Origin of the sequence: Amycolatopsis sp. NBC_00355, assembly GCF_036104975.1 — a bacterium.
In the GTDB taxonomy this organism is placed as follows: Bacteria; Actinomycetota; Actinomycetes; order Mycobacteriales; family Pseudonocardiaceae; genus Amycolatopsis.
Genome location: NZ_CP107982.1, coordinates 4,939,595 through 4,960,622 on the forward strand (window position 1 = coordinate 4,939,595; position 21,028 = coordinate 4,960,622).

The 21,028-nt window shown below is 71.7% G+C and carries 20 protein-coding genes; 3 read left to right on the plus strand and 17 right to left on the minus strand.

Features of this window, described 5'->3' with window-relative positions; all coding sequences use genetic code 11:
• The first annotated feature begins 18 nt into the window (after positions 1–18).
• Together OHS18_RS21750 and OHS18_RS21755 are read left to right on the plus strand one after the other, a co-directional pair.
• Entirely contained in the window at positions 19–1,176 is a 1,158-nt protein-coding gene (locus OHS18_RS21750; RefSeq protein WP_328618554.1) for a Dyp-type peroxidase, read from the plus strand.
• 42 nt (positions 1,177–1,218) lie between these two features.
• Entirely contained in the window at positions 1,219–2,841 is a 1,623-nt protein-coding gene (locus tag OHS18_RS21755; RefSeq protein WP_328449849.1) for a phospholipase C, read from the plus strand.
• 438 nt (positions 2,842–3,279) lie between these two features.
• Here the strand turns inward: OHS18_RS21755 and OHS18_RS21760 are convergent, their stop codons facing one another.
• From OHS18_RS21760 to OHS18_RS21780, 5 genes are read right to left on the minus strand one after another with little or no spacing between them, the layout of a single operon-like run.
• Complete coding sequence (locus OHS18_RS21760; protein ID WP_328618305.1) at positions 3,280–3,705, minus strand: ATP-binding protein; 426 nt, start codon at positions 3,703–3,705, stop codon at positions 3,280–3,282.
• Positions 3,706–3,746: 41 nt separating this feature from the next.
• The gene (locus tag OHS18_RS21765) at positions 3,747–4,106 is read right to left on the minus strand and encodes an STAS domain-containing protein (RefSeq protein WP_328618306.1); all 360 of its coding nucleotides are present in this window, start codon (positions 4,104–4,106) and stop codon (positions 3,747–3,749) included.
• A gap of 46 nt (positions 4,107–4,152) precedes the next feature.
• Positions 4,153–4,593: a response regulator gene (locus tag OHS18_RS21770; RefSeq protein ID WP_328449843.1), complete on the minus strand. Its 441-nt coding sequence runs from the start codon at positions 4,591–4,593 to the stop codon at positions 4,153–4,155.
• Positions 4,590–6,131 carry a sensor histidine kinase gene (locus OHS18_RS21775; RefSeq protein WP_328618307.1) on the minus strand — a complete coding sequence of 514 codons (1,542 nt, stop codon included), beginning with the start codon at positions 6,129–6,131 and terminating at the stop codon, positions 4,590–4,592. Before OHS18_RS21775 ends, OHS18_RS21770 begins: the two co-directional genes overlap by 4 nt.
• Positions 6,128–7,324, minus strand: coding sequence for a PP2C family protein-serine/threonine phosphatase (locus OHS18_RS21780; RefSeq protein ID WP_328449839.1), 1,197 nt, complete (start codon positions 7,322–7,324; stop codon positions 6,128–6,130). Before OHS18_RS21780 ends, OHS18_RS21775 begins: the two co-directional genes overlap by 4 nt.
• Before the next feature lie 181 nt (positions 7,325–7,505).
• Here OHS18_RS21780 and OHS18_RS21785 point away from each other — a divergent pair, with 181 nt between their 5' ends.
• Entirely contained in the window at positions 7,506–7,970 is a 465-nt protein-coding gene (locus OHS18_RS21785; protein ID WP_328449837.1) for a hypothetical protein, read from the plus strand.
• On the opposite strand, the gene OHS18_RS21790 is transcribed toward OHS18_RS21785, so the two are convergent.
• The 12 genes from OHS18_RS21790 to OHS18_RS21845 form a co-directional block, all read right to left on the minus strand.
• Positions 7,955–8,992, minus strand: coding sequence for an MSMEG_0565 family glycosyltransferase (locus tag OHS18_RS21790; RefSeq protein WP_328449835.1), 1,038 nt, complete (start codon positions 8,990–8,992; stop codon positions 7,955–7,957). The two genes, OHS18_RS21785 and OHS18_RS21790, sit on opposite strands and share 16 nt — an antisense overlap.
• A complete protein-coding gene (locus tag OHS18_RS21795; protein WP_328449833.1) occupies positions 8,992–9,822 on the minus strand; it encodes a carbon-nitrogen hydrolase family protein in 831 nt (276 codons plus the stop codon). The genes OHS18_RS21790 and OHS18_RS21795 overlap by 1 nt, the downstream gene beginning before the upstream one ends.
• Positions 9,823–10,653: a carbon-nitrogen hydrolase family protein gene (locus OHS18_RS21800; protein WP_328618308.1), complete on the minus strand. Its 831-nt coding sequence runs from the start codon at positions 10,651–10,653 to the stop codon at positions 9,823–9,825.
• Complete coding sequence (locus OHS18_RS21805) at positions 10,650–12,020, minus strand: MSMEG_0567/sll0787 family protein (RefSeq protein ID WP_328618309.1); 1,371 nt, start codon at positions 12,018–12,020, stop codon at positions 10,650–10,652. Before OHS18_RS21805 ends, OHS18_RS21800 begins: the two co-directional genes overlap by 4 nt.
• Before the next feature lies 1 nt (position 12,021).
• A complete protein-coding gene (locus tag OHS18_RS21810) occupies positions 12,022–13,092 on the minus strand; it encodes an MSMEG_0568 family radical SAM protein (RefSeq protein ID WP_328618310.1) in 1,071 nt (356 codons plus the stop codon).
• Positions 13,093–13,101: 9 nt separating this feature from the next.
• The gene (locus tag OHS18_RS21815; RefSeq protein ID WP_003073383.1) at positions 13,102–13,614 is read right to left on the minus strand and encodes an MSMEG_0572/Sll0783 family nitrogen starvation response protein; all 513 of its coding nucleotides are present in this window, start codon (positions 13,612–13,614) and stop codon (positions 13,102–13,104) included.
• Between the two features lie 4 nt (positions 13,615–13,618).
• The gene (locus tag OHS18_RS21820; RefSeq protein ID WP_328618311.1) at positions 13,619–14,458 is read right to left on the minus strand and encodes an amidohydrolase family protein; all 840 of its coding nucleotides are present in this window, start codon (positions 14,456–14,458) and stop codon (positions 13,619–13,621) included.
• Positions 14,455–15,777, minus strand: coding sequence for an MSMEG_0569 family flavin-dependent oxidoreductase (locus tag OHS18_RS21825; RefSeq protein WP_328618312.1), 1,323 nt, complete (start codon positions 15,775–15,777; stop codon positions 14,455–14,457). Before OHS18_RS21825 ends, OHS18_RS21820 begins: the two co-directional genes overlap by 4 nt.
• Positions 15,778–15,945: 168 nt before the next feature.
• The gene (locus OHS18_RS21830) at positions 15,946–16,539 is read right to left on the minus strand and encodes a hypothetical protein (RefSeq protein WP_328618313.1); all 594 of its coding nucleotides are present in this window, start codon (positions 16,537–16,539) and stop codon (positions 15,946–15,948) included.
• An 88-nt stretch (positions 16,540–16,627) separates the two neighbouring features.
• A complete protein-coding gene (locus OHS18_RS21835; protein WP_328618314.1) occupies positions 16,628–17,326 on the minus strand; it encodes a GNAT family N-acetyltransferase in 699 nt (232 codons plus the stop codon).
• Positions 17,327–17,703: 377 nt separating this feature from the next.
• Positions 17,704–20,313, minus strand: coding sequence for a CHAT domain-containing protein (locus tag OHS18_RS21840; RefSeq protein ID WP_328618315.1), 2,610 nt, complete (start codon positions 20,311–20,313; stop codon positions 17,704–17,706).
• Positions 20,314–20,406: 93 nt separating this feature from the next.
• The gene (locus tag OHS18_RS21845) at positions 20,407–20,568 is read right to left on the minus strand and encodes a hypothetical protein (RefSeq protein ID WP_328449811.1); all 162 of its coding nucleotides are present in this window, start codon (positions 20,566–20,568) and stop codon (positions 20,407–20,409) included.
• Positions 20,569–21,028: the final 460 nt, after the last annotated feature.

Sequence of the window (21,028 nt, forward strand, 5' to 3'; positions counted from 1 at the left end):
TTCCTGCGCCGGGCCGCGATGGGCGCGGGGCTGACCGTCGCCGCCGGGGCTGGGCTCGGGGCCTCCGCCGCCGTCACCGACAGCACCTCATCCGTTCCCTTCCACGGTGCGAACCAGGCCGCGATCCTGCGGCAGCCGCCGACGCAGACCGTGGTCGCGTCGTTCGATCTCGTCGCCGAATCGAAGGCCGAGCTGACCGAGCTGTTCCGCGCGATCACCGACCGGGCGCGGTTCCTCACGGGCGGGGGCGCGCCGGCCTCGCTCGGGATCACCGGGCCGCCCGCCGACTCGGGGGTGCTGGGGCCGGTCGTGCCGGGTGGTGACCTGGGCGTGATCCTCGGCGTCGGGTCGTCGCTGTTCGACGACCGCTACGGCCTGGCGAAACTCAAGCCCGCCAAGCTGAAGCCGATGACGATGTTCCCGAACGACGCGCTGGACCCGGCGCAGTGCCACGGCGACCTGAGCCTGACCCTTTCGGCGAACGCCACCGACACCGTGCTGCACGCGCTGCGCGACATCACCCGCGCCACCCGCGGCGGCATGCAGCTGCGCTGGCGGCTGAACGGCTTCAGCTCGCCGCCGCGACCGTCCGGCACACCGCGGAACCTGATGGGTTTCAAGGACGGCACCGCGAACCCGGAAGAGTCCGAACTGGACAGTCTCTTGTGGACGTCCGGCGGCGGCGAACCCGCGTGGACCACAGGTGGCAGCTACCAGGTCGTCCGGCTGATCCGGATGCTGGTGGAGTTCTGGGACCGCGTGTCCCTCGCCGAACAGGAGAACATGTTCGGCCGGCGCCGCGACACCGGAGCGCCGCTCGACGGCACCGACGAGAAGGACGTCCCCCGCTACGCCGACGACCCGATCGGCACCGTGATCCCGCTGACCAGCCACATCCGCAAGGCCAACCCGCGCACCCCAGAGACCGGCAACAGCCGGATCCTGCGCCGCGCCGTGAACTACGACCGCGGCGTCGACAGCAACGGAAACCTCGACATGGGCCTGCTGTTCGTCTGCTACCAGCAGGATCTGGAGCGCCAGTTCGAGGCGATCCAGACCCGGCTGGCCGACGAGCCGCTGACCGACTACATCTCCCCGTTCGGCGGCGGCTACTTCTTCGCGCTGCCGGGCGTCACCGGCCCGGACGACCACTACGGCCGTTCCTTACTGACCTGATCGCCGTTCCCCACCACCAAGAAAAACCAGGAGGAATCCGAAGTGGACACCCGACCCCGCCGGCGACGGCGCGGCCTGCTCGGCGCCGGGGCACTCGCCTCGGTCGCCGTGCTGGCCGTCGTCACCGGTTCCGCGGCGACCACCGCGGAAGCCCAGCCGCTGCACCCGTTCCCGGCGCAGTGGATCCCCACCTCGACGCCGATCAAGCACGTCGTGGTCATCTTCGGTGAGAACATCGCCTTCGACCACTACTTCGGCACCTACCCGAACGCGGCGAACACGGACGGCACGCCGTTCCAGGCCGCGCGCAACACCCCGAAGGTCAACGGCCTGGACCACAAGCTGCTGACCGACAACCCGAACGCGTACAACCCGAAGCGGCTCACGCACGAGCAGGCGATGACCTGCGACCAGAACCACAACTACGGCGCGGAGCAAGCCGCTTTCAACGGCGGCAAGATGGACAAGTTCGTCGAGAAGACCGAGACGGACAAGTGCACCGGCCAGCCGGTGCTGTTCGGCGAGCCCGGCCTGGTGATGGACTACTTCGACGGCAACACCGTCACCGGCATGTGGAACTACGCGCAGCACTACGCGCTGAACGACAACTCGTTCGACACGAACTTCGGGCCCTCGACCCCGGGCGCGCTCAACCTGATCTCCGGCAACACGCACGGCGTCCAGGCCGTGAATTCGGTGACGCACGAGCCGGTCAGCGACGCGTACGCGGTCCAGTCGCCGGACGCGAACGGCGTCGGCACGATGATCAACGACCCGGACCCGGCGTGGGACGACTGTGCGGACAAGAACCACACGAGCACGGACAACCTGGCGACCATGCACGGCCGCAACGTCGGTGACCTGCTCAACCAGCGCCACGTGACGTGGGGCTGGTTCCAGGGCGGCTTCCGCCCGACCGGCTCGGCCAACGGTTACGCGGTCTGCGGCGCCACGCACACCAACGTCGGCGGCGCCGCGGTGGTCGACTACAGCCCGCACCACGAGCCGTTCCAGTACTACCCGTCGACGGCGAACCCGAAGCACCTGCCGCCGTCGTCGGTCCAGGCGATCGGCCAGACCGACCGCGCGAACCACCAGTACGACATCGCGGACTTCAACGACTCCCTGCAGGCCGGCTCGATGCCCGCGGTGAGCTTCCTGAAGGCCCCGGAGTACCAGGACGGGCACGCGGGCTACTCGGACCCGCTGGACGAGCAGCAGTTCGTGGTCAGCGAAGTCAACAAGATCCAGCAGTCCCCCGACTGGCGCTCGACGGCGATCGTCCTGGCGTACGACGACTCGGACGGCTGGTACGACCACGTTTCGTCGCCCGTGATCAACGGCTCCCACGACGCTGCGCAGGACCAGTCGGTCTGCACGGCCAAGCCGTCGGTCCTGGGCGGCTACGCGGACCGCTGCGGCTACGGCCCGCGGCTCCCGCTCCTGGTGATTTCGCCGTACAGCAAGGCGAACCACGTCGACCACACGCTGACGGACCAGACCTCGGTGCTGAAGTTCATCGAGGACAACTGGTTCGCCGGCCGGATCGGCGACAGCTCGTACGATTCCCGGGCGAACTCGATGTCGAACATGTTCTCGTTCTGGTGGCCCCAGGCGGGCAAGCTGACCCTGGACCCGAAGACCGGGGCCGTGGCGCACCGGTAGGTTTTGGTGTTCGACGGGCCCGTGGCCGGGTTGGCTGCGGGCCCGTCTTGCTGTCCCGGGCACGGGCGGCCGGCGCTGCGCCTGGGCCGTGGTTTTCGGGACCGCCTCGTGCTTCCCGCCTGGCCGACGAGGAGCGCCACCGGCTCGCTCTGACCGCCTGCCACCACCGGCTGGAGCACCTCGCCTTTGGGCGCGGGAGGTGCCCGGCCATGGACACGACCGCGCTGCACAGTGCCTACGGCAAGCTGTTCGACGCGGCGGCTGCGCTCGCGCCCGCCGCAGCAACGCTTCCGCGCAACGGATCCGGGTCACCAGCTCACCGACACGGTCGGCCAGTGCCACCGCGTCGGCTTGCCACATCCGCTCGTCGTCCACACCACAGACACTAACCCGGAATCGAACACCTGTTCATCACACGATCAGGCGAAGAACGGAGAGTCACGGACGCACGGGAGCCAGGTCCCAGGCCAGCGTGACCACGGTCCCCTCGTCGCCGGAAGAGATGTCCGCTCGGTCGGCGCTGGCCCTCAGCAGCAGCAATCCCCGGCCCCGCAACGAAACCGGGCGGGGGTCGGGGACCGGGGTGCGCCACCGGCCGTGGTCGGTGATCACCACTTCGACGCGGTCGGGGTGGATCGCCGCGTCCAGGTCGACCAGGCCGGAGCCCGCGCCGTGGTACGCGTGGTCGGCCACGTTCGCCAGGGCCTCGTAGCTCGCCAGCACGATGTCCTGGGCGCGGGACGGCTCCACTCCCGCGGCGAGGACCCACGCCGTCAGGTCGTGCCGCAGGCGCCGCAACGCTTCGGGCGCGGCCGCTACGCCGTGACAGCGGAACGGGGCCGCCGACCCGGCGGATTCGTGCATCGGGTTCGCCTTTCTGCCCGGCCCGGGGCCCGCGGGGCCCGTCACTTCCGGAGGGCTTCGTCGACCGTCGGGTAGACGCCGATCCAGGTGTCGAGCCCGGTGGTCGTCAGGGGTCCCGACGTCACCGGCGAAACACTCACCACCCGCAGCGCGCGCTCCGCCAGTTTTCGGTGCGCGGCCGCGAGCACCTGCAGACCGGCCGAGCAGAAGAACGTCACCGCGCTCAGGTCGACCACCAGCACTTCGGGGCCTTCGGCGAGCACGGTGTCGACGACTTCCTCGAAGTCCGGTGCGCTGAGCAGGTCGATTTCGCCCGCCACGCGGAGCACGGCGGCCTGGCCGCGCCAATCCAGCGTGGCCGAAAGCTCGGTGGCGGGGAGATCCCGGGGAAAAGAGCTCACGGCCACTCATCGTGCCTCAATCGGCGCCCCGGCGCCAACGCCCGCCTCAGCGGTGCGGCAACTGCACCACGGTGACCCAGAAGTCGTCGATCTGCCGGACGACCTCGACGAACTTCTCGAAGTCGACCGGCTTGGTGACGTAGGCGTTGGCGTGCAGGTCGTAGCTGCGCAGGATGTCCTCCTCCGCCTCCGACGTCGTCAGCACGACCACCGGGATCGTCCGCAGCGCCGGGTCCTGCTTGATCTCGCCGAGCACCTCACGGCCGTCCTTGCGGGGCAGGTTGAGGTCCAGCAGGATCAGCCCCGGCCGCGGCGCGTCGGCGAACGGGCCCTCGCGGTGCAGGAACCGGAGCGCCTCGACACCGTCGCTCGCGACGTGCAGCGCGTTGCGGATCTTGTGGTGCTCGAACGCTTCCCGGGTCATCAGCACGTCGCCGGGGTCGTCCTCGACGAGCAGGATGTCGATCGGTGCCAATGCCTCGCTCATGCGACCCCAACTTCCTCGTCGCCGCGCTCGAGCCGCGCGGGCAGGGTGAACCGGAAGGTGGTGCCGTCGGCACCGGTTTCCGTGTCGAGCCAGATCCGGCCGCCGTGGTACTCGACGATCCGGCGGCACATGGCCAGCCCGATGCCGGTGCCCGGGTAGGCGCTGCGGGAGTGCAGCCGCTGGAACAGTGCGAAGATCCGGTCGGCGTACTCGGCTTCGATGCCGATCCCGTTGTCCCGCACCGCGAACACCCAGTCGTCGCCGTCGCGCTCCGCGGTGACGCGCACCTCCGGCGGCGCTTCGCCGTGGAACTTCACGGCGTTGCCGATGAGGTTCTGGAAGACGGCCGTCAGCAGCGCCGGCTCGACGCGGACCTCCGGCAGGTCGTCGTAGGTCACCTTGCCGCGGTTGAGCGAAAGCGCGACTTCCAGGTTCGCGACCGCGCCGTCGACGAGCTCGGCCGCGGGGACCACGACGTGCTCCCCCGGTTTCCGGCCGACGCGGGAGAACGACAGGAGGTCGTTGATCAGGCCCTGCATGCGCTTCGCGCCGTCGACGGCGTACTCGATGTACTGCTCGCCACGCTCGTCGAGCAGGCCCGCGTACCGCCGTTGCAGCAGCTGGCAGAAGCTGGCCACCTTCCGCAGAGGCTCCTGCAGGTCGTGCGAAGCGACGTACGCGAACTGCTCCAGGTCGGCGTTGGACCGCTCCAGCTCCCGCGTCCGCCGGTCCAGGAGCCCGTGCGCGCGCTCCAGCTCGGCCACCTCGTCGAGAATCCGCTGCCGCATGGCCTCGACGTCGCTGCCGAGCTGGACCAGCTCGCTCGGCCCCTCGCCGCGGACCGGCCGGTGGATGTCCTGGTCGGCGACGTGCCGGACCTCACCGGCCAGCCGCAGGATGGGCCGGGTGATGACGCGGCGCAGGCCGAGGAACAGCAGCACGAACAGCAGCACGATGAGCACCGCGACGGCGATGAGCATCGCGGTCAGGAAGTTCGCCGCGCCGTCGAGGTCGGCTCGGCCTTCGGCGCGCAGCGTCGCCAGATGTGCGGCCTGGGCGTCGAGGGCGCCGCGGACGGCGTCGAACTGGGTCCGGCTGCGGTCGGCCTGCGCCGGGGTGACCGGCGGCGCGGCCGGGGTGAGGGTGGGCGCGACCGTCGCCTGCCAGGTCGACGCCGCCCGCAGCACGCGGTCGAGGTCGTCGCCGATCTGCGTGCCCGGCGTCGCGCCGAGCTGCCGCAGCTGGGCGACGGCGTCACCCTGCGAGCGGACGCCGTCGGTGTAGGGCGCGAGGAAGTCCGGCTTCCGGCCGAGCTGGTAGCCGCGGACGCCGGTCTCCTGGTTCAGCAGCGCGGTCGACAGCTGGATCGCGGCGAGCCGCTGGGCGCCGATCACGTCGAGCAGGCGGTTGCGGGCGTCGGTGAGGTTGCTCAGCGCGATCCCGCCGCCGGCGAGGGCCGCGAGCAGCAGCACCGCCTCCGCCACGGCGAGCAGGGTCAGCCAGCGGCGGATCGGCCAGCCACGCACAGTGCCGGTCATCGGCCGGTCTCCCCAGGGATGTGGTTGAGCAGGGCGAGGGCGACGTCGTCGTCCAGCGGGCCGGAGTTGAGGCGTTCGGCGCGGGCGATCAGCTCGTCGAGGAGGGCCCGGCCGCCCAGGCCGCCCTGGTGCCGGATGTCGAGCACGAGCTCGGCCATCCGCTCGTGGCCGAGCCGTTCGGAGCCGGCGCCGACGCGGCCTTCGAACACGCCGTCGGTGTAGAGCAACAATGACCAGCCGGGGTCCAGCGGCACGTCGAGGGCCTCCCACTTGGTGCCTTCGACGACGCCGAGCGGGACGCCCAGGCGTTCGCCGGAGAGCAGGTGCCCGTCGCCCGGGGTGAGCAGCAGCGGCGGCAGGTGCCCCGCCAGCGACAGGCGCAGGGATCTTCGGTCCGGCGCGACGACGACCATGCAGACCGTCGCGAACAGCGGCTCGATCCGCTCGTGCACCAGGACCCGCTCGACCATGCTCAGCACATCGGGCATCGGCAGGCCGGCCATCACCAGCGAGCGCCACGCGATCCGCAGCGCGACGCCGAGCGCGGCCTCGTCCGGGCCGTGGCCGCAGACGTCGCCGATCATCATCTGGACGCTGCCGTCGGCCATCTCGATCGCGTCGTAGAAATCGCCGCCGAGCAGGGATCCGTTGCGGCCCGGCCGGTAGCGCGACGCCAGTTCGAGGTGCGGGTCGCGCAGCAGCGGGCTGGGCAGCAGGCCGCGTTCGAGCCGCGCGTTCTCGCGGGCGAGCAGCTGCTGCTGGAGGAACTGCTGCTCGACCTGCTCGGCGCGCTTGCGCTCGCGGGCGAAGCGCAGGGCCTTGACCAGAAGCGGGCCGTCGACCTGGTCCTTGACGAGGTAGTCCTGCGCGCCGGCGGCGACCGCGGCGACGCCGGTGGCCTGGTCGTGCTGGCCGGTCAGCACGACGACCGCGACGCCGGGCGCGTGCTGGGCGAGGCGGGTGAGCCCGCCGAGTCCCATCGCGTCGGGCAGCTGGAGGTCGAGCAGGACGCAGTCGGCGGTGAGCGGCGTGGCGAGGGCGGCGGTGAGGGTCTCGACGCGTTCGAGCGCGACCGGCACCGACGTGTCGGCGAGCATCTCGTCGACCAGCAGCGCGTCGCCGTCGTCGTCCTCGATCAGCAGCACGCGCAAGCGGGTGCGGGGATCCCACGATGAGTCGTGCGCGGCGGTCACCGGCTTCTCCCGTTCAGCGGCACCTTCAGGCGATCACCCTAGCGGCACCGGTCTCGGCCGCCTACGACCACACGGCCCCGGCAGGGGTAGCGATTTATAGCACCCCGCTGTCCCGCCCGGTGCATAACGGTTCGGCTCGAGGCGGTCCCGTTACCCGGGTTTCCGCGCCTACGCTGCCTTTATGTCCGAGCCGCCCGTTCCGGTCCGGCGCGCGGCCGTCGCGTGGTGGGGTGCGACGGCGTGCTGGTTCCTCGGCTCCCTGCTCGGCCACCTGAACGGCGGCCACGCCACGCCGGGCCTGGGCGCCGGCGGCACCGGGGAGCGCGACGCGCTGCTGGCGGCGACCTTGCCGACGCCGGTCGCGGTACTCGCGTTCGTGATCGCGGCCGGGTTGTGGGCGTCGCTGGTGTACGGCGTGTACCGCGGTGCCGGATGGGCGCGCGTCGTGCTCGCGATCGCCGGCGCGCTGGGCATCCTGGACGTCGTGCTGCAGCTGTTCGCGCTCGTCGCGTCGTCCGCCCGCGACCCCGGCGACCTGCTGCGGGGCCTGGCGTTCCTGATCGCGCTGGGCCTGGCGATGGCGGGGTTCACGCTGATGTTCCGCACGGACGCCGCACCGTATTTCACCCGTCACAAGGCGCCGTAGAACCTCCGGTGCGCCTCGGCCGCCGCCGGCCAGGTGAACCGCCGGGCCAGCGCGCGCCCCGGGGCCGGATCGGTGCCCGCCATCGCGGCCCGCAGCTCCCGTGCGAAGCCGGGCGGGCCGGCGGCGAAGCGGGCGACGTCGCCGAAGACCTCGCGCAGCACGGGCAGGTCGCGCGTCACCACCGGCACCCCGGCGGCCAGGGCCTCCATCGCGGCCAGCCCGAAGCCCTCCTTGGTCGACGGGAACGCGAACACCGCGGCCGACGCCATCAGCGACGGCAGCTCGTCGTGCGCGACCGGGCCCAGGACGTCCGGTTCGACGCCCAGCTCGGCGGCGCGTTTCTCCCAGCGCGTGCGGTAGTCGCGGTAGTCGAAGAGCGTCTCGCCGCCGGCGATGACCAGGCGGAGGTCCGGTTCGGCCAGCAGCGCGTACGCCTCGAGCAGGTCCAGCGAGCCCTTGCGCGGCTCGATTCCGCCCACCGCCAAGACATAACGTCCTCGGCCGGTATCCGGGCGGGCGTTGGCGAAGCGGTCGTAGTCGACGCCGTTGGGGATCACCGTCGCCTCGATGCCCCAGCCGTCGCGGACCTCCGCCGCGACGGAGGCGGACACGCAGAGGTGCGCGTACGGCCGGACGATCGCGCGCTCGTGGCAGGCGGCCAGCTCCGGCGTGGTGAAGGTGTCGAGGTGGTGGATCGTGCGGACGCAAGCGTCGACGGCGTTCGCGCTGATGCAGTCCTGCGCGTGGACGACGTCGTAGGCATCCGGGGTGAACGCCGCGCGCAGCACCGCGATCGAGCGCAGGATCCGCTCGCCCACGCTCTCGCCGGGGACGTCCGGGAACGGCACGATCGACAATCGGACAGCGGGGTCGACCGGCCGGAAGAACCCCGTGTCGCCGCCGCGGCCGAGCGTCCACACCGTGACGTCCTCGCCGAGCGCCGCGAGGGCTTCGGCGAGCGCAAGGGTGTGCACGACGCCGCCGCGGGGTTTGGTCGAGTAGCTCAGCAGGGCGATGCGCATCAGGCCTCCCGGTAGACCTCGGGTTTCCGTTCCCCCAGGTGGTGCAGCACGCGGCGGGCGTTCGCGAGTTCCTGTTCGACGTCCAGTTCGGCGACCGCGATGCCGGCCTTGGACCAGGTCCGGGCGAGGATCTCGCCGCCCGGCCCGACGACCTTGGCCTGACCGAGGAACCGCATGCCGCCCATCGCGCCGGTCTGGTTGGACGACACGAGCACGACCTGGTTCTCCGCGGCCCGCGCCTGGTCGTAGAGGTCGAACAGCCGCGACTGCCGGTCCTGGGCCATCCGCGGCGCGCGGTTGGTGATGCTGGTCGGCCACGCGCTCAGGCAGGCGACGATGTCCGCGCCGTCGACGGCCAGCGAGCGGGCCGACTCGGGGAACGTCTTGTCGTAGTCGATCAGCATGCCGAGGCGCCCGACCGGCGTGTCGAACGCGGCGAACTCGGCCCCCGGCTCGTACGCGATGCCCTCCCCCGGCGGTTGGTGGACCTTGCGGTGCCGGCCGAGGACGCCGTCACCGGTGACGCACACCGCGGAGTTGTAGCGGCGCGGCCCGTCGGCCTCGCAGTAGCCGACGCACACGACCATTTCCGCGGCCAGCGACTGGATCGTCTTCAGCTCCGGACAGCCGGGGTCGAGGGCCGGCGGGAGCGCTTCCGGGTCCGGATGGCGCAGGTCGGCGAGATACCCGCCGAGGGCCGCGTCCGGCAGCACCAGCAGCGCGGCGCCGGCCGAGCGCGCGTGGTCGATCAGCGTCGCGATGCGCTGCAGGTCGAAGTCGAGGTCGCGGCCGAAGTGCGCGGCGACGGCGGCGATCCGGATCTGCCCCATTCACGGGACACTAACGGGGTAGGCGTCCGGCCGTCTGTCCGCCAGGTGCCCCATCGACCGGCGCGCGGTGGACAGCGCGGCCTGGACGTCGAACTCGGCGATCGCCATCCCTTCGGCGACGCCGGTGTCGGCGACGATCTCGCCGCCGGGGTCGACGATCTTCGCGCCCGCGACGAACCGCAGGTCGCCGAAGGTGCCGGACTGGTTGGCCGAGACCCAGACGATCTGGTTCTCCAGCGCGCGGGCCCGGTCGAAGAGGTCGAACCGCCGTTTCCAGCGATCCTGCGCCAGGTCCGCCGCCGCGTTGGTGCGGCTGCCGGGCCACGCGCTCATGCACACGACGACCTCGGCGCCGTCGAGCGCGAGCGCCCGCGCGGATTCGGGGAAAGCCTTGTCGTAGCAGATCATCATGCCCAGGCGCCCGACCGGCGTGTCGAACGCGGCGAACCCGCGGCCGGCGCCGTAGCTGGCGTTTTCGGCCAGCGGCTGGTGGACCTTGCGGTGGTTGCCGAGGACACCGTCGCCGGTCACGCAGACCGCGGAGTTGTAGCGCCGGCCGCCGGCGAGTTCGCAGTACCCCGCCGTGACGACGAGGTCGCCGGCCAGCGCGGCCAGCCGGGCTATCTCCGGGCCGTCGACGGCCAGCGCGGGCGGGCCTTCGGCGCCGCCGTCGAGGTTGGCGAGGTAGCCGCCGAGGGCCGCCTCCGGCAGCGCCAGCAGCCGCACGCCCTCGGCCTTCGCCTCGCCGATCAGCTTCTCGATGCGCGCGAAGTCGCCTTCGAGGTCGCGGTCGAACGGCGCGGCGACCGCGGCCATCCTGAGTGTGGTCATGAGTTCCCCAATCCGGTGACGCCGCCGTCGATGGCGGGCGTCGTTTCGCCGTCGGGCCAGCGCAGCGTGACGCCGGTGCCGTCGACCAGTTCGCCGCAGGCCGCGGTGACCGCCGGCCCCGCGGGCGCGGGTGTGCCGGCGGTGAGCATCGCGAAGCCGGGGAAGCAGGTCAGCCAGTCCCCTGTGGACGCTCCGCGCGGCCGCGGCACCTTGTCGACGTCCAGGACCGCGCCGCAGCCGGACGCTTCGGCGAGCATGCCGAGGGTGCCCGCGATGCCGGCCATCGAGACGTCCTTGGCCGCGCTCGGCCGCGCCTTCGCGACCGAGCCGAGCAGTTCGCGCAGCTCGGGCGTGCGACGGAAACTCGTCGAGTCCCATTGACGTCCGGTGTAGCCCGGCCGCCAGCCGCCACCGAGGTCGGCGGTGAGCCAGACCCGCTCACCGGGCTTGCCACCACCCCCGGGCACCGGGTCTTCGGTGCGCCCCAGCGCCGTCACCGACAGGGAAGCCGGGACGCCGAACTGGGTGTGCCCGCCGAGCACCGGCACGCCGTACGCCTCGCTCGCCTTCCGCAGTCCACCGAGGACTCGCGCGGCGAACGACGCGTCCCGCGCACCCAGCGCGTCGAGCAGGCCGGTCGGCGTGGCGCCCATCGCGGCCAGGTCGTTGAGGTTGACCAGGACCGAGCACCAGCCCGCCCATTCCGGGTCGCGCTCGACCATGGACGGGATGATCGCGTCGCAGGCCGCGACGACGTCGGTGCCGGGCACCGGGACGCCGTCGTCACCGACAAACCCGGGCACGCCGGTCATTCCCCGCACCAACGGGCCGAGCGCGGCCTTGGTCGAGCGGGCCAGCGCGGCGATCCGGCCGATCGGCCAGCGCATGAGGACGTGGTCGTGACCGGCGACGGTCACCGGCCGCACGCGCTGCCAGCCGAGGCGGGTGAACAGGCGCTCGGTGCGCGTCTGGACAGTCGCCTCGAACCGCAGTGCGCCTTCGGCTTCGGCCCGCGCGCAGGCCGCGCGGACCAACGCCGAGCCGATCCCGGCCAGCGACCCGGGTGCGACGACCAGCCGTCCGCCCTTCCACCAGCCGAGGTCGGGGCCGTCGGTGGCCGGGCCGAGGCGGACGCCGCCGAGCACTTCGCCTGCCGCGTCCCGCGCCACCAGGACCAGGGTGCGCGGGTCGGTGTCGTGGTCGTCGAGGTCGTGTCCGGCGAAAAGTCCTTGCCGGGCCACGAACGCTTCGTGACGCAACGCGCGGTACGCCGTCAGTCCATTGTGGTCGGCTTCGCCGATGTGGAACGCCGGGCGCGCCGCGACGCTGCGGACGTCACCCAGCAACGCGAGGATGTCGTGGTCCATCTCAGCCACCCGCCGCGCTGAGCAGGCCGCACGCGCCGCAGGCGGCACAGCCCGCACCCTGGTCGGCGCCGGTCATCCCGGCCGCCCGCAGCAGCGCGCCGATCCGGCCGGTGACGTCGGCGACCAGCGCGGGCGAAGGCGTGGTGGCGCCGTCCAAGCGGGCCAGTGTGCCGACCATCGGCCGCATCGGCACGGCGAACGGGTAGACGCCCATGTCGATGAGCCGCCCGGCACCCTCCACAAGGGAGTCCGGCTCCTCGCCGAGGCCGATCAGGAGGTACGTCGACACGCGGTTGCGGCCGAAAACGCGGACCGCCTCCGCCCACGCGGCTTCGTACTCCGCCATCGGCACGGTCGACTTGCCCGGCATCCAGCGCCGCCGGACGTCGTCGTCCAGCGACTCGACGTGGATGCCGATCGACGTCGCCCCGGCGTCCTTCAAGTCCCGGAGCACGCCGAGGTCGCCCGGCGGCTCGATCTGCACCTGGATCGGCAGGCCCGGCACGGCGTCGAGCACCGCGCGGACGCAGCGCACGAGGTGCCGGGCGCCGCGGTCGGGCCCGGACGTCGTGCCGGTCGTCATCACCATCTGCCGGACGCCGTCGAGCCGCACCGCTGCCTCGGCGACCTCCGCGAGCTGCTGCGGGGTCTTCGCGGCCACAGTGGACCCCGCCCGCAGCGACTCCTCGATGGTGCAGAACCGGCACCGCTGGTCCTCGGTGTACCGGATGCACGTCTGCACGACCGTGGTGGCCAGGACGTCTTGACCGTGCAGCAGCGCGATCTTCCGGTACGGCACACCGTCTGTTGTGGACAGGTCGTAGAACCGCGGGCGGCCGACCGGGGCGACGCTCAGGCCGAGGTCGATCGTCTCGCGGAAGATCCGGCCGTCCCGGACGACGTACGGGCTCTCGGGGTTCAGCGGTAGCGTGGCGTTGGCACCGTCGACCACCAGGTGGCCGTCGTCGCTCGGCCCGGCGCCCTTGCTGCGTTGCACAGGTGCGTCCACACGCACTCCGCGGACGGCGATGTCGGCGCGGGTTTCCAGGTCTTCTTCGATGCCAACGCGCACGGACCGCTCCTAGAACATGTAGGTGGAGTTGATGATCGCGCCCTTGCGTGCGTAGTGGATCAGCGCGTCCTGGACATCGAGGGGGTGCGTCGGGATGACGCCCTCGATGAGGTCCTCCTCGCGCGCGCCGTGCAGCGAGAGGCCGAAGCGGCAGCAGTAGGCCTTGCCGCCCTCGCTGATGAACGTCTTGAGCTGGTCGTTGATGTTCAGCTCGCCGGGGAACGCGGCGTTGCCGGTGGTCGGGAAGCCGCGGGTGGCCAGGCAGTTGAGCGAACCCGGGCCGTAGAAGTAGATCGCGGCTTCGAAGCCCTTCCGCAGCGCACGCGTCGCCTGCAGGATCGCGACGAAGCTCACCGACGACTCGTGCGCGATGCCGTGCACGAGCGTGAAGTAGCTCTGGCCGGGTTCGGCCTGGTAGTCCGGGAAGACCTTGGTCCCGCCGTACAGGTTGGAGCCCTGCGGCAGCGACGGGTGCGGGATCTCGTCGAGGCTGGTCTTCTCGGTCTCGGTCAGCTCTGCCATCGGTCTATTTCCCTTTCTTCGGTCCGTACAGCACGTCGAACGTGCCGCGGAAAACCAGGTCGGCGAGCTCGCCGTCGCCGGCCGCGGCGGCCAGCTTGGCGAGTTCGCCCTTGTGATCGCCCCACGGCTCGTCGGAGGCGAACAGCACGCGGTCGTGGCCGAGGCCCCGGCGTGAGATCTCCTCGACGAGCCAGCGGGGCGTGAAGCCGATCGCCCAGGACAGGTCCGTGTAGACCTGTTTCCCGGCGGCGATCCAGTCGAAGAAGCGGCCGCCGACGAGCTTGATGTGCCCGCTCATCCCGCCGCCGAAGTGGACGAGGTGCAGCTTGACGTCGTCGGCGTAGGCGTCGACGAGCTTGCCGACCTCGTCGATGTCCGACGCCGCACCCGGCGAGGTGTGGACGTGCACGACCAGGTTGTGCTCCCTCGCCGTGGCGAAGATCTTGTCGAGCTGTGGCTTGCACGCGGGGTCGGATGCCTTGCCGCCCAGCAGGAAGCTGAGCTTGAGGGCCCGCACGCCGCCCTCGCCTGCCAGCTTCAACGCCTCTTCGGTGCGAACGGCGTCTTCGGCGCGCGGTGACACCCACAGCGCGGCGCTGATCCGGTCGTCCTTGCCCGCCGCCTCGACGCAGAGCTCGTTGAAGGAGAACGCGACCGCCGGATCGGGGATGCCGTAGTTCGGGATCACCAAGGCGCGTTCGGTTCCCTCACGGTCCAAATCGGACAGGAGTTCGCCGATCGTCGCGCGGCTGCCGATCGCGGGTGCGACCGGCGGGCCGCCGTAGAACGGGAACGCCGGGAGCACGCCCAGGTGGCGGTGGGCGTCGTTCGTCCAGCGCTTCATGCGACCGTCCTCGGGGCGACCCAGTCGTCGTCGGCCGGGTAGGTGCTGACCGGCGTGCCCGACAGCCAGCGGACGTCGCCGCCGCGTCCGACGTCGGTGATCCGCCGGGCCAGGTACTCCGCGTCCGCGGCGACCCCGCAGAAGCGGCCGGAACCCCAGGTGTGCTGCCAGGGCAGGCCGAGGAAGTACAGGCCGGGGCAGCTCGTCACGCCGCGGTGGTGCGTCGGGTAACCCTTGCCGTCGAAGACCGGGACGTCGATCCAGCGGTGGTCGCGGCCGAAGCCGGTGCTCCAGACGACGGCGGAAAGCGCTTCCGCGCCGAGTGTTCGTTGACTGTCCCGCGGTTCCCAGACCGGCTTGTAGCGGTCCTCCTTCGGTGCGGCCACCTCGCGTTTCGCGATGTAGGCGTCGATGGAGTCCTTGATGCCCTCGGAGACGGCGTCCGCCGCGTCGAGGTTGCGGCGCAGGTCGTCCGCGAACGACAACTGTCCATTCCGGACGTCGTTCAGGCGGCCGTACAGCTGCATGCCCTGCGCGGCGAACGCGCGCAGGTCGATGTCGTGGCCGCCGTCGCGTCCGGTGACGTAGTGGTTGGCGCGGAACCGCACAGCGTCCGCGTCGGCGAACTCGTCGATTCCCCTGTTGTAGTAACCCATTTCGTCGAGCCAGGCGACGACGTCACGACCGCGGTAGCGCCGGGCCACGCGCGGCGCCGACCCGACGGCCAGGTGCACCCGGCGCCCGGCCAAGTGCAGGTCTTCGGCGATCTGGCAGCCGGACTGGCCGGTGCCGACGACCAGGACGTCGCCGTCGGGCAGCTGGTCCGGGTTGCGGTACTCGGCCGAGTGCAGCTGGACGACGTGCTCCGGCAGCCGCTCGGCCAGCCGCGGCTTCAACGGCACCTGGTACGGGCCGGTGGCCAGTACGACGTGGTCGGCGGTCAGCTCGCCGGCCGACGTCGTCAGCCGGAACCCGCCGCCGGGCAGCCGCCGCAGCCGCCTCGCTTCGACGCCCTCGCACAGCGGGACGTCGAACTCCTTCACGTACGACTCGAGGTAGGTGACGATCTCGTCCCGGACCATGAACCCGTCCGGATCGTCACCCGGGTAGGGGAAACCGGGGAGCCGGCACTGCCAATTCGGCGTGACCAGGCAGAAACTGTCCCAGCGGCGGGTCCGCCATTCGTGCCCCGCGCGCTCGCGTTCGAGCACGACGTGCCCGACTCCGGCGGAGGTCAGGCAGTGGGACATCGAGAGTCCCGCCTGGCCGCCGCCGACCACGATCACCGGCCGGTGCAGGCCGTCGAGCTCGAAGTTCATGCCGATCAGTGCAACGGCGAACCATTTCCGGGCGGTTTCATCCGGAACATCGGCGTGTTACCAGAACCGCGTTGAGTAACGCTTCGCCCGGCGCCCGGTTAACACCCCGGCGGCCGCGATGTGTTGCGGCGCAGGGGTTCTTCGAGTTCGGCGGTGGTTTCCGCCGGGTCAGCGGCCGGGGCGGCCGTGCCCGTGCTGCCACGAGCTGATCGCCGAGCTCACCATGTCGCGCCACTGGTCCTCGGGCGCCGGTGTCGACGACGTCGTCACGGGATTCGCGGGTTTGCGCCCCGCGACAGGCCGGCTCGTCGTCTTGACGGGGGTGTCCTGCAGCCCGGCGGTGAGCGGGGGCGGTTCGGCCGAGGCGCTGAACGTCGCGACGGCCTCGCTGGACGTCGCCGGCGGCGGTGGCGCGGCGGCCCCCGGCGGCGGCACGGCCGTCCCGCCGACCACATGCGGCTGGAACAGCACCACGGCGGCCAGCCCGAGGGCGACGGCGGCGACCGCCCCGATCACGAACGGCTGCGTACGCCGCGGCGGGTCGGCAGGCGGAGCATCGAGCGCGCGCTCGCCGGGGTCGTCCGCGGCCAGCTCGGCGTCGAGGATCGCGAGCGGATCGTGTCTGGGCTCTTGGGGCTCCGCGGCAGGCTCCTCGGCGAGTTTCGCGTCGAGTTCACCGCGGATCATCAGCGGCTTCGTCTGCGACAGGTTCACCAGTTCGGCGACCGAGGGGAGCTCACCCTCACCGCCCGTGCGTGCCATCGAAGGACCTCCAGCCTGCCGGCGTCGCCTGGCCGCGTACGGGGGTCACCCTACTGGGCGACTACGGGGCGGAGCGCACCGTGTGCCGTCAGCTCCACCAGTGCGCGTCACCGACGGTCTCGAAGCCCAGCGAGTCGTAGAGCGGCTTGCCGGCCCGGGCGGCGGTCAGCGTCACGGGGAGGCCGTCGAAGTGCCGCAGCACGGCGTGCATCAACGTCCGCCCGACGCCCTTCGAACGATGCTCCGGCATCGTCGTCACCCAGTACGCGCCGCCGACACCGCCGTGGGCCATGGTCAGGCAGGCGCCCGCGTCGCCGAGGGTGAAGAAAGCCGGGCCGTCCTGCTCCAGCAGCGACAGCGGGAAGACGTCGCCGGCCCGGTAGTGCTCCAGCGGGAAGCCGTCCACCACCATGCGCCCGGCCCGGACCAGGTCGCCGCCGGTCCCGACCCGGCGGACACCGGCGGCGGGCTCGGGCGCGGGCGCCGGTTCGCGCACCATCACCGGCAGGTGGCGCGCGGTCATCCCGACGGCCGTGAGGTCGAGCGTGCCGAAAGGATCCTCGACGACCAGAGCGCGGCCGTGATCCTTGCCCGCCTTCGCGACCGGCGCCGGGTCTTCCCCGGGATCCGGAGTGGTCGGCATGATCCGCACACCGGCCGGGCCGTCGATGACGACAAAACCGTCGTGCGACCGGACGTCGTGGCCCCGAGCCCGGCCCAGAGCGGTCCACATCGCGACGGCGTTGTCGCAGGCCTGCTGCAGGCGCCGAGTGAGCAAACCGGTCATGCCCGGCAGCCTAAAGCCGGATTGGCCCGGCCCACAGAGCCAATTCGCCGGTCCTGGGCCAGGCCATTGCCACCCGGCACCCCGGCACCCCGGCACCCCGGCACCCCGGCACCCCGGCACCCCGGCACCCCGGCACCCCGGCACCCCGGCACCCCGGCACCCCGGCACCCCGGCACCCCGGCACCCCGGCACCCCGGCACCCCGGCACCCCGGCACCCCGGCACCCCGGCACCCCGGCACCGACGAGCCAAGCCGACCGCGACCATGTCGAGCAAGCCATGACGTGCCGGCGTCGAACCGGAACCATCGATCGCGCCGAGTCGGGCCGCCTTCAACGGGCGCCGAAGCAGATCCGTCCGGCTATGTCGAGCCGGCCGTCAACCCGCGCCGAGGCAGACGAAAGGGCGGCGGAACGGGTCGACCGCGATCGCGTCGGCCAGCGCCAGCGACGGGCTGTCGCGGACCGCGAGGGCCCGGTAGTAGTCGTCCATCGCGGCGGCCGAAGCGAGGTCGCCGACGCGGGACAGGGGCGCGATCACCGTCCGCGAGCCACTCGCGAGCAGGGCGCTGGCGAACCCGAGGGCCTCGTCGCCCGGCCGGATCCGGTTGAGCGCGAGCTCGCACGCGGCGAACACGACCTGCCGCGGCGGCTGCCGCAGCCCGGCCATCTCGTGGCCGAACAGGGCGCCGTCGGCGAGCTCGAGGCGTGAGAAGAGCGCGTTCTCCGGCTCGTGCGCGCCGTGTGCGGCGAAGTGGGCCAGCTTGGCGCCGTCCATCGCGCGCAGCACGGACTTCACGGTCGCCTTGGCGCCGGTCATCGTCGTCGCGGTGCGGTAGTGCGTGGTCAGCTTCTCGAGCTCACCGCGAGCGCCGGCCAGCCCGGGCCCGCGGACGAGCACGATCTTGCGCGCCCGCGACAGCTTCGTCCGCTCGGCGGCGAGCCACGCGGTCGCCGACGGCGCGACGACGGTCGGCCGCCCCCGCAGCCCCGGCAGCACCCCCCACGGCACCGCGTACAGCGGCCCGGTGGGGACGATGACCAGATCGCGGTCGCCGAACAGCTTTTCCAGAGGCTGGATCAGCTGCGCGTCGAGCCGGTCGGCCTGCTTGCGCGCCGACACCATGACGACCTCGGCCAGCCGTTCGGGCAGGTTGTCCGGCGCGAGCGCGTCGAGGTCGACGTTCAGCACCCGCGCGGACTCGGCGGCGTCCCCGGCCGACCCGAGCCGCACCAGCCGGCACTCACCCCCGGCGACGACCACCGCGACCAGCTCGTCCCCGGAGGCGGCAAAGCTGACCATGGCCCGCTCGCCGAGCTGCCCGGCAACCTCGCTCAACCCGGCCAGCGGCCGCGGCCGGCCCCAGCGCCCGGTGTGCCAGCCGAGCCGCTGGGCTTCCCGCAGGCGCTCGTTGTACTTGGCGCGCAGGCCCGCGATCGGGTGCCCGTCGTGCTGGGCCTCCTGGATGGCCTGCCCGAGCCCGCGCACCTCGGCCACCCGCGCGGCCAGCTCGGGATCGGTCCCGGCGGACAGCGGTTCGTAGCGGTAGGTCTGGGCCCGCGTCCGCTCCAGCCAGACGAACAGCCGCCGCGCGTCACTGCGTTCCAGCACGAGCTTGACCGCGAGGTCGGCGAGCTCCTGACCGTGCAGAGCGGTCCCGGACACGAGGTCCAGCCCGCCCATCCGATCGCGAACGGCGTCGAGCTCGGTCAACCCGGACCGGATCTCGGTGAGCGCCTTGGCCCGGCTCCCCTGCGCGACGGCCAGCTCGGCCCGGCAGAGCCGCCGAAGCATCCGGTAGTCGATCGGAGTCAGCTGCCCGGGCCGCGGCACCTTCTGCAACGTCTCGGCGGCGCGCTGGAGGTTTCCCCGCCGGATGTCCAACCGGACGGCGAGCATCCGAGCGGTCGCGGCCTGATCGACCAGCTGCGGCTGAGACATCTTCTCGGCAGCCCGCAAGGCCCTGGCGGGAAGTCCGGTGGGCACTTCGCCACTCGACACGGCGTCCCGTACGTCGGCCTGCAGCCCCAGGACGGTCGCGTTGGCCACACAGGTCCGGCAGCCGACCCGCAGCAGGAGCCGGCGAGCCGAGCTGGCCATCTGCCGGGCGAGTTCGATGTCGTCACTCAGCAGGGCCGCCGACGCCCGCTCCAGCTCGGCAGCGCCGAGATCGCGGGCGATGCTGGGCTCCGCCCGCATCCGGGAGATGAGGTCGTCGAGATGGCTTCCCGCCTCGTCGGCCAGCCCGGCTGTGAGGAGTGCTTGCGCCTGTTCCATCGAAAGGAGTGCAGGTGCCTCCAGCTCCAGCGCGCGGTAGGCCCGCTCGCTTTCTTCGTACAACCGCAGAGCTTCCGGCACGTCGCCGGTCCGCAGCGCCAGTGTGCCGAGGATCCGCCGGACATCGGCGGCCTCGCCCCGCAGCTCGTACTTCTCCGAAAGCTCCAGGGCCCGGCTCAAGTCCGCGCGAGCGTGCGGGACATTGCCCAGCTTCGTGTGGACCCAGCCCCGCGACGACAGGGTCACCACGAACCCCCGCATCAGCGGTGCCGGATCGCCGCGCTCCGCGAGCAGTTGTTCCTTGTGCTCGAGCGAAGCGTCGAAGGAAACGAGACTGTCCTCGTTGCGCCCGACGGTCATGAGCCGCATGGCGTAGTTGTGGTTCAGGGTGCCGTTGAGCTCGGCCTGCAGCACCGGGTCGGTCACCGCGTTGATGAGCAGCCGCACATCGTCGAGCCCGGCCAGCCCGGCGGCGACGTCGCCGGTGATCTCCGACGACATGGCCGCCAGGGTGCTGGCCAGCTTGATCCGGGTGACCAGCCAGTCCGTGCGGTGCCGATCCGGCACCGGGTGGATCGAGTCCAGCAGGGTCATCCCGCGCCGCAGGTGCTTGACCCCTTGGTGAAAACGCCCGAGGCAGGACGCATCGGCGGCGGCTTGCTGGAGTGCGCGGACCGACTCGATGACCGACGAGGGGTCCAGGTTTGTCACAGGCACTCTCCTATGACAGCACAGCTGTAGGCAAAAGGAAGCCCGCCTACCGGTCGAAGATCAGCAGGCGGGCCAACGACGAGCCGAACGGTCTCAGGCCTTGATGACCTGATAACAACCGCCGACACACTCGGTGTGGACCGGGTGATCCGTGTGGGTCTTGCCGTCGCCGTCGGTCCACTGGACCAACGGCGGGGTCGGCTCCTCGGTCGGCTCCGGAGTCTCTTCGGGCTTGGTGTCCGTGGGCGTCGACATGGTCGATCTCCTCTCCCCTGGGGATCTTCATAGGGACGCTGACCGGTGACGGTGAGTCCCTCGCCGCGGGGCCCTCTCCCCGCGAACGGACCAATAGTTGCACAACGGAGCATTGATCGGGAGAGTTTTCGCTACAGAAAGTCAGTCCGATCGGCGTGAACAGGCCAGACGTTCTCACCAAACCGTCCTAACGAGTGAACCCTGTAACGGCTTTGACCAGGGCGTGCATCGCCGCCCGGCGGGCTGGGCCATGCGAGACGGGGTGCGCCGCTGGTGACGGAGTGCGACTGAGCGTGCGCTCAGGAGTTCCGGAGTGGTTGGCGGTCTTCCGCGCTGATCGCGGTCCGGTGAGGAGGCACCGCGCTCACGCGGGTGCGTGATCTGCGGGCGTGGCTTCGGGAGCGATGCGCACGGGCCTTCGCGGTGGACCGGCGTTGCGGCGGTTGTGTTGGGGATGCGG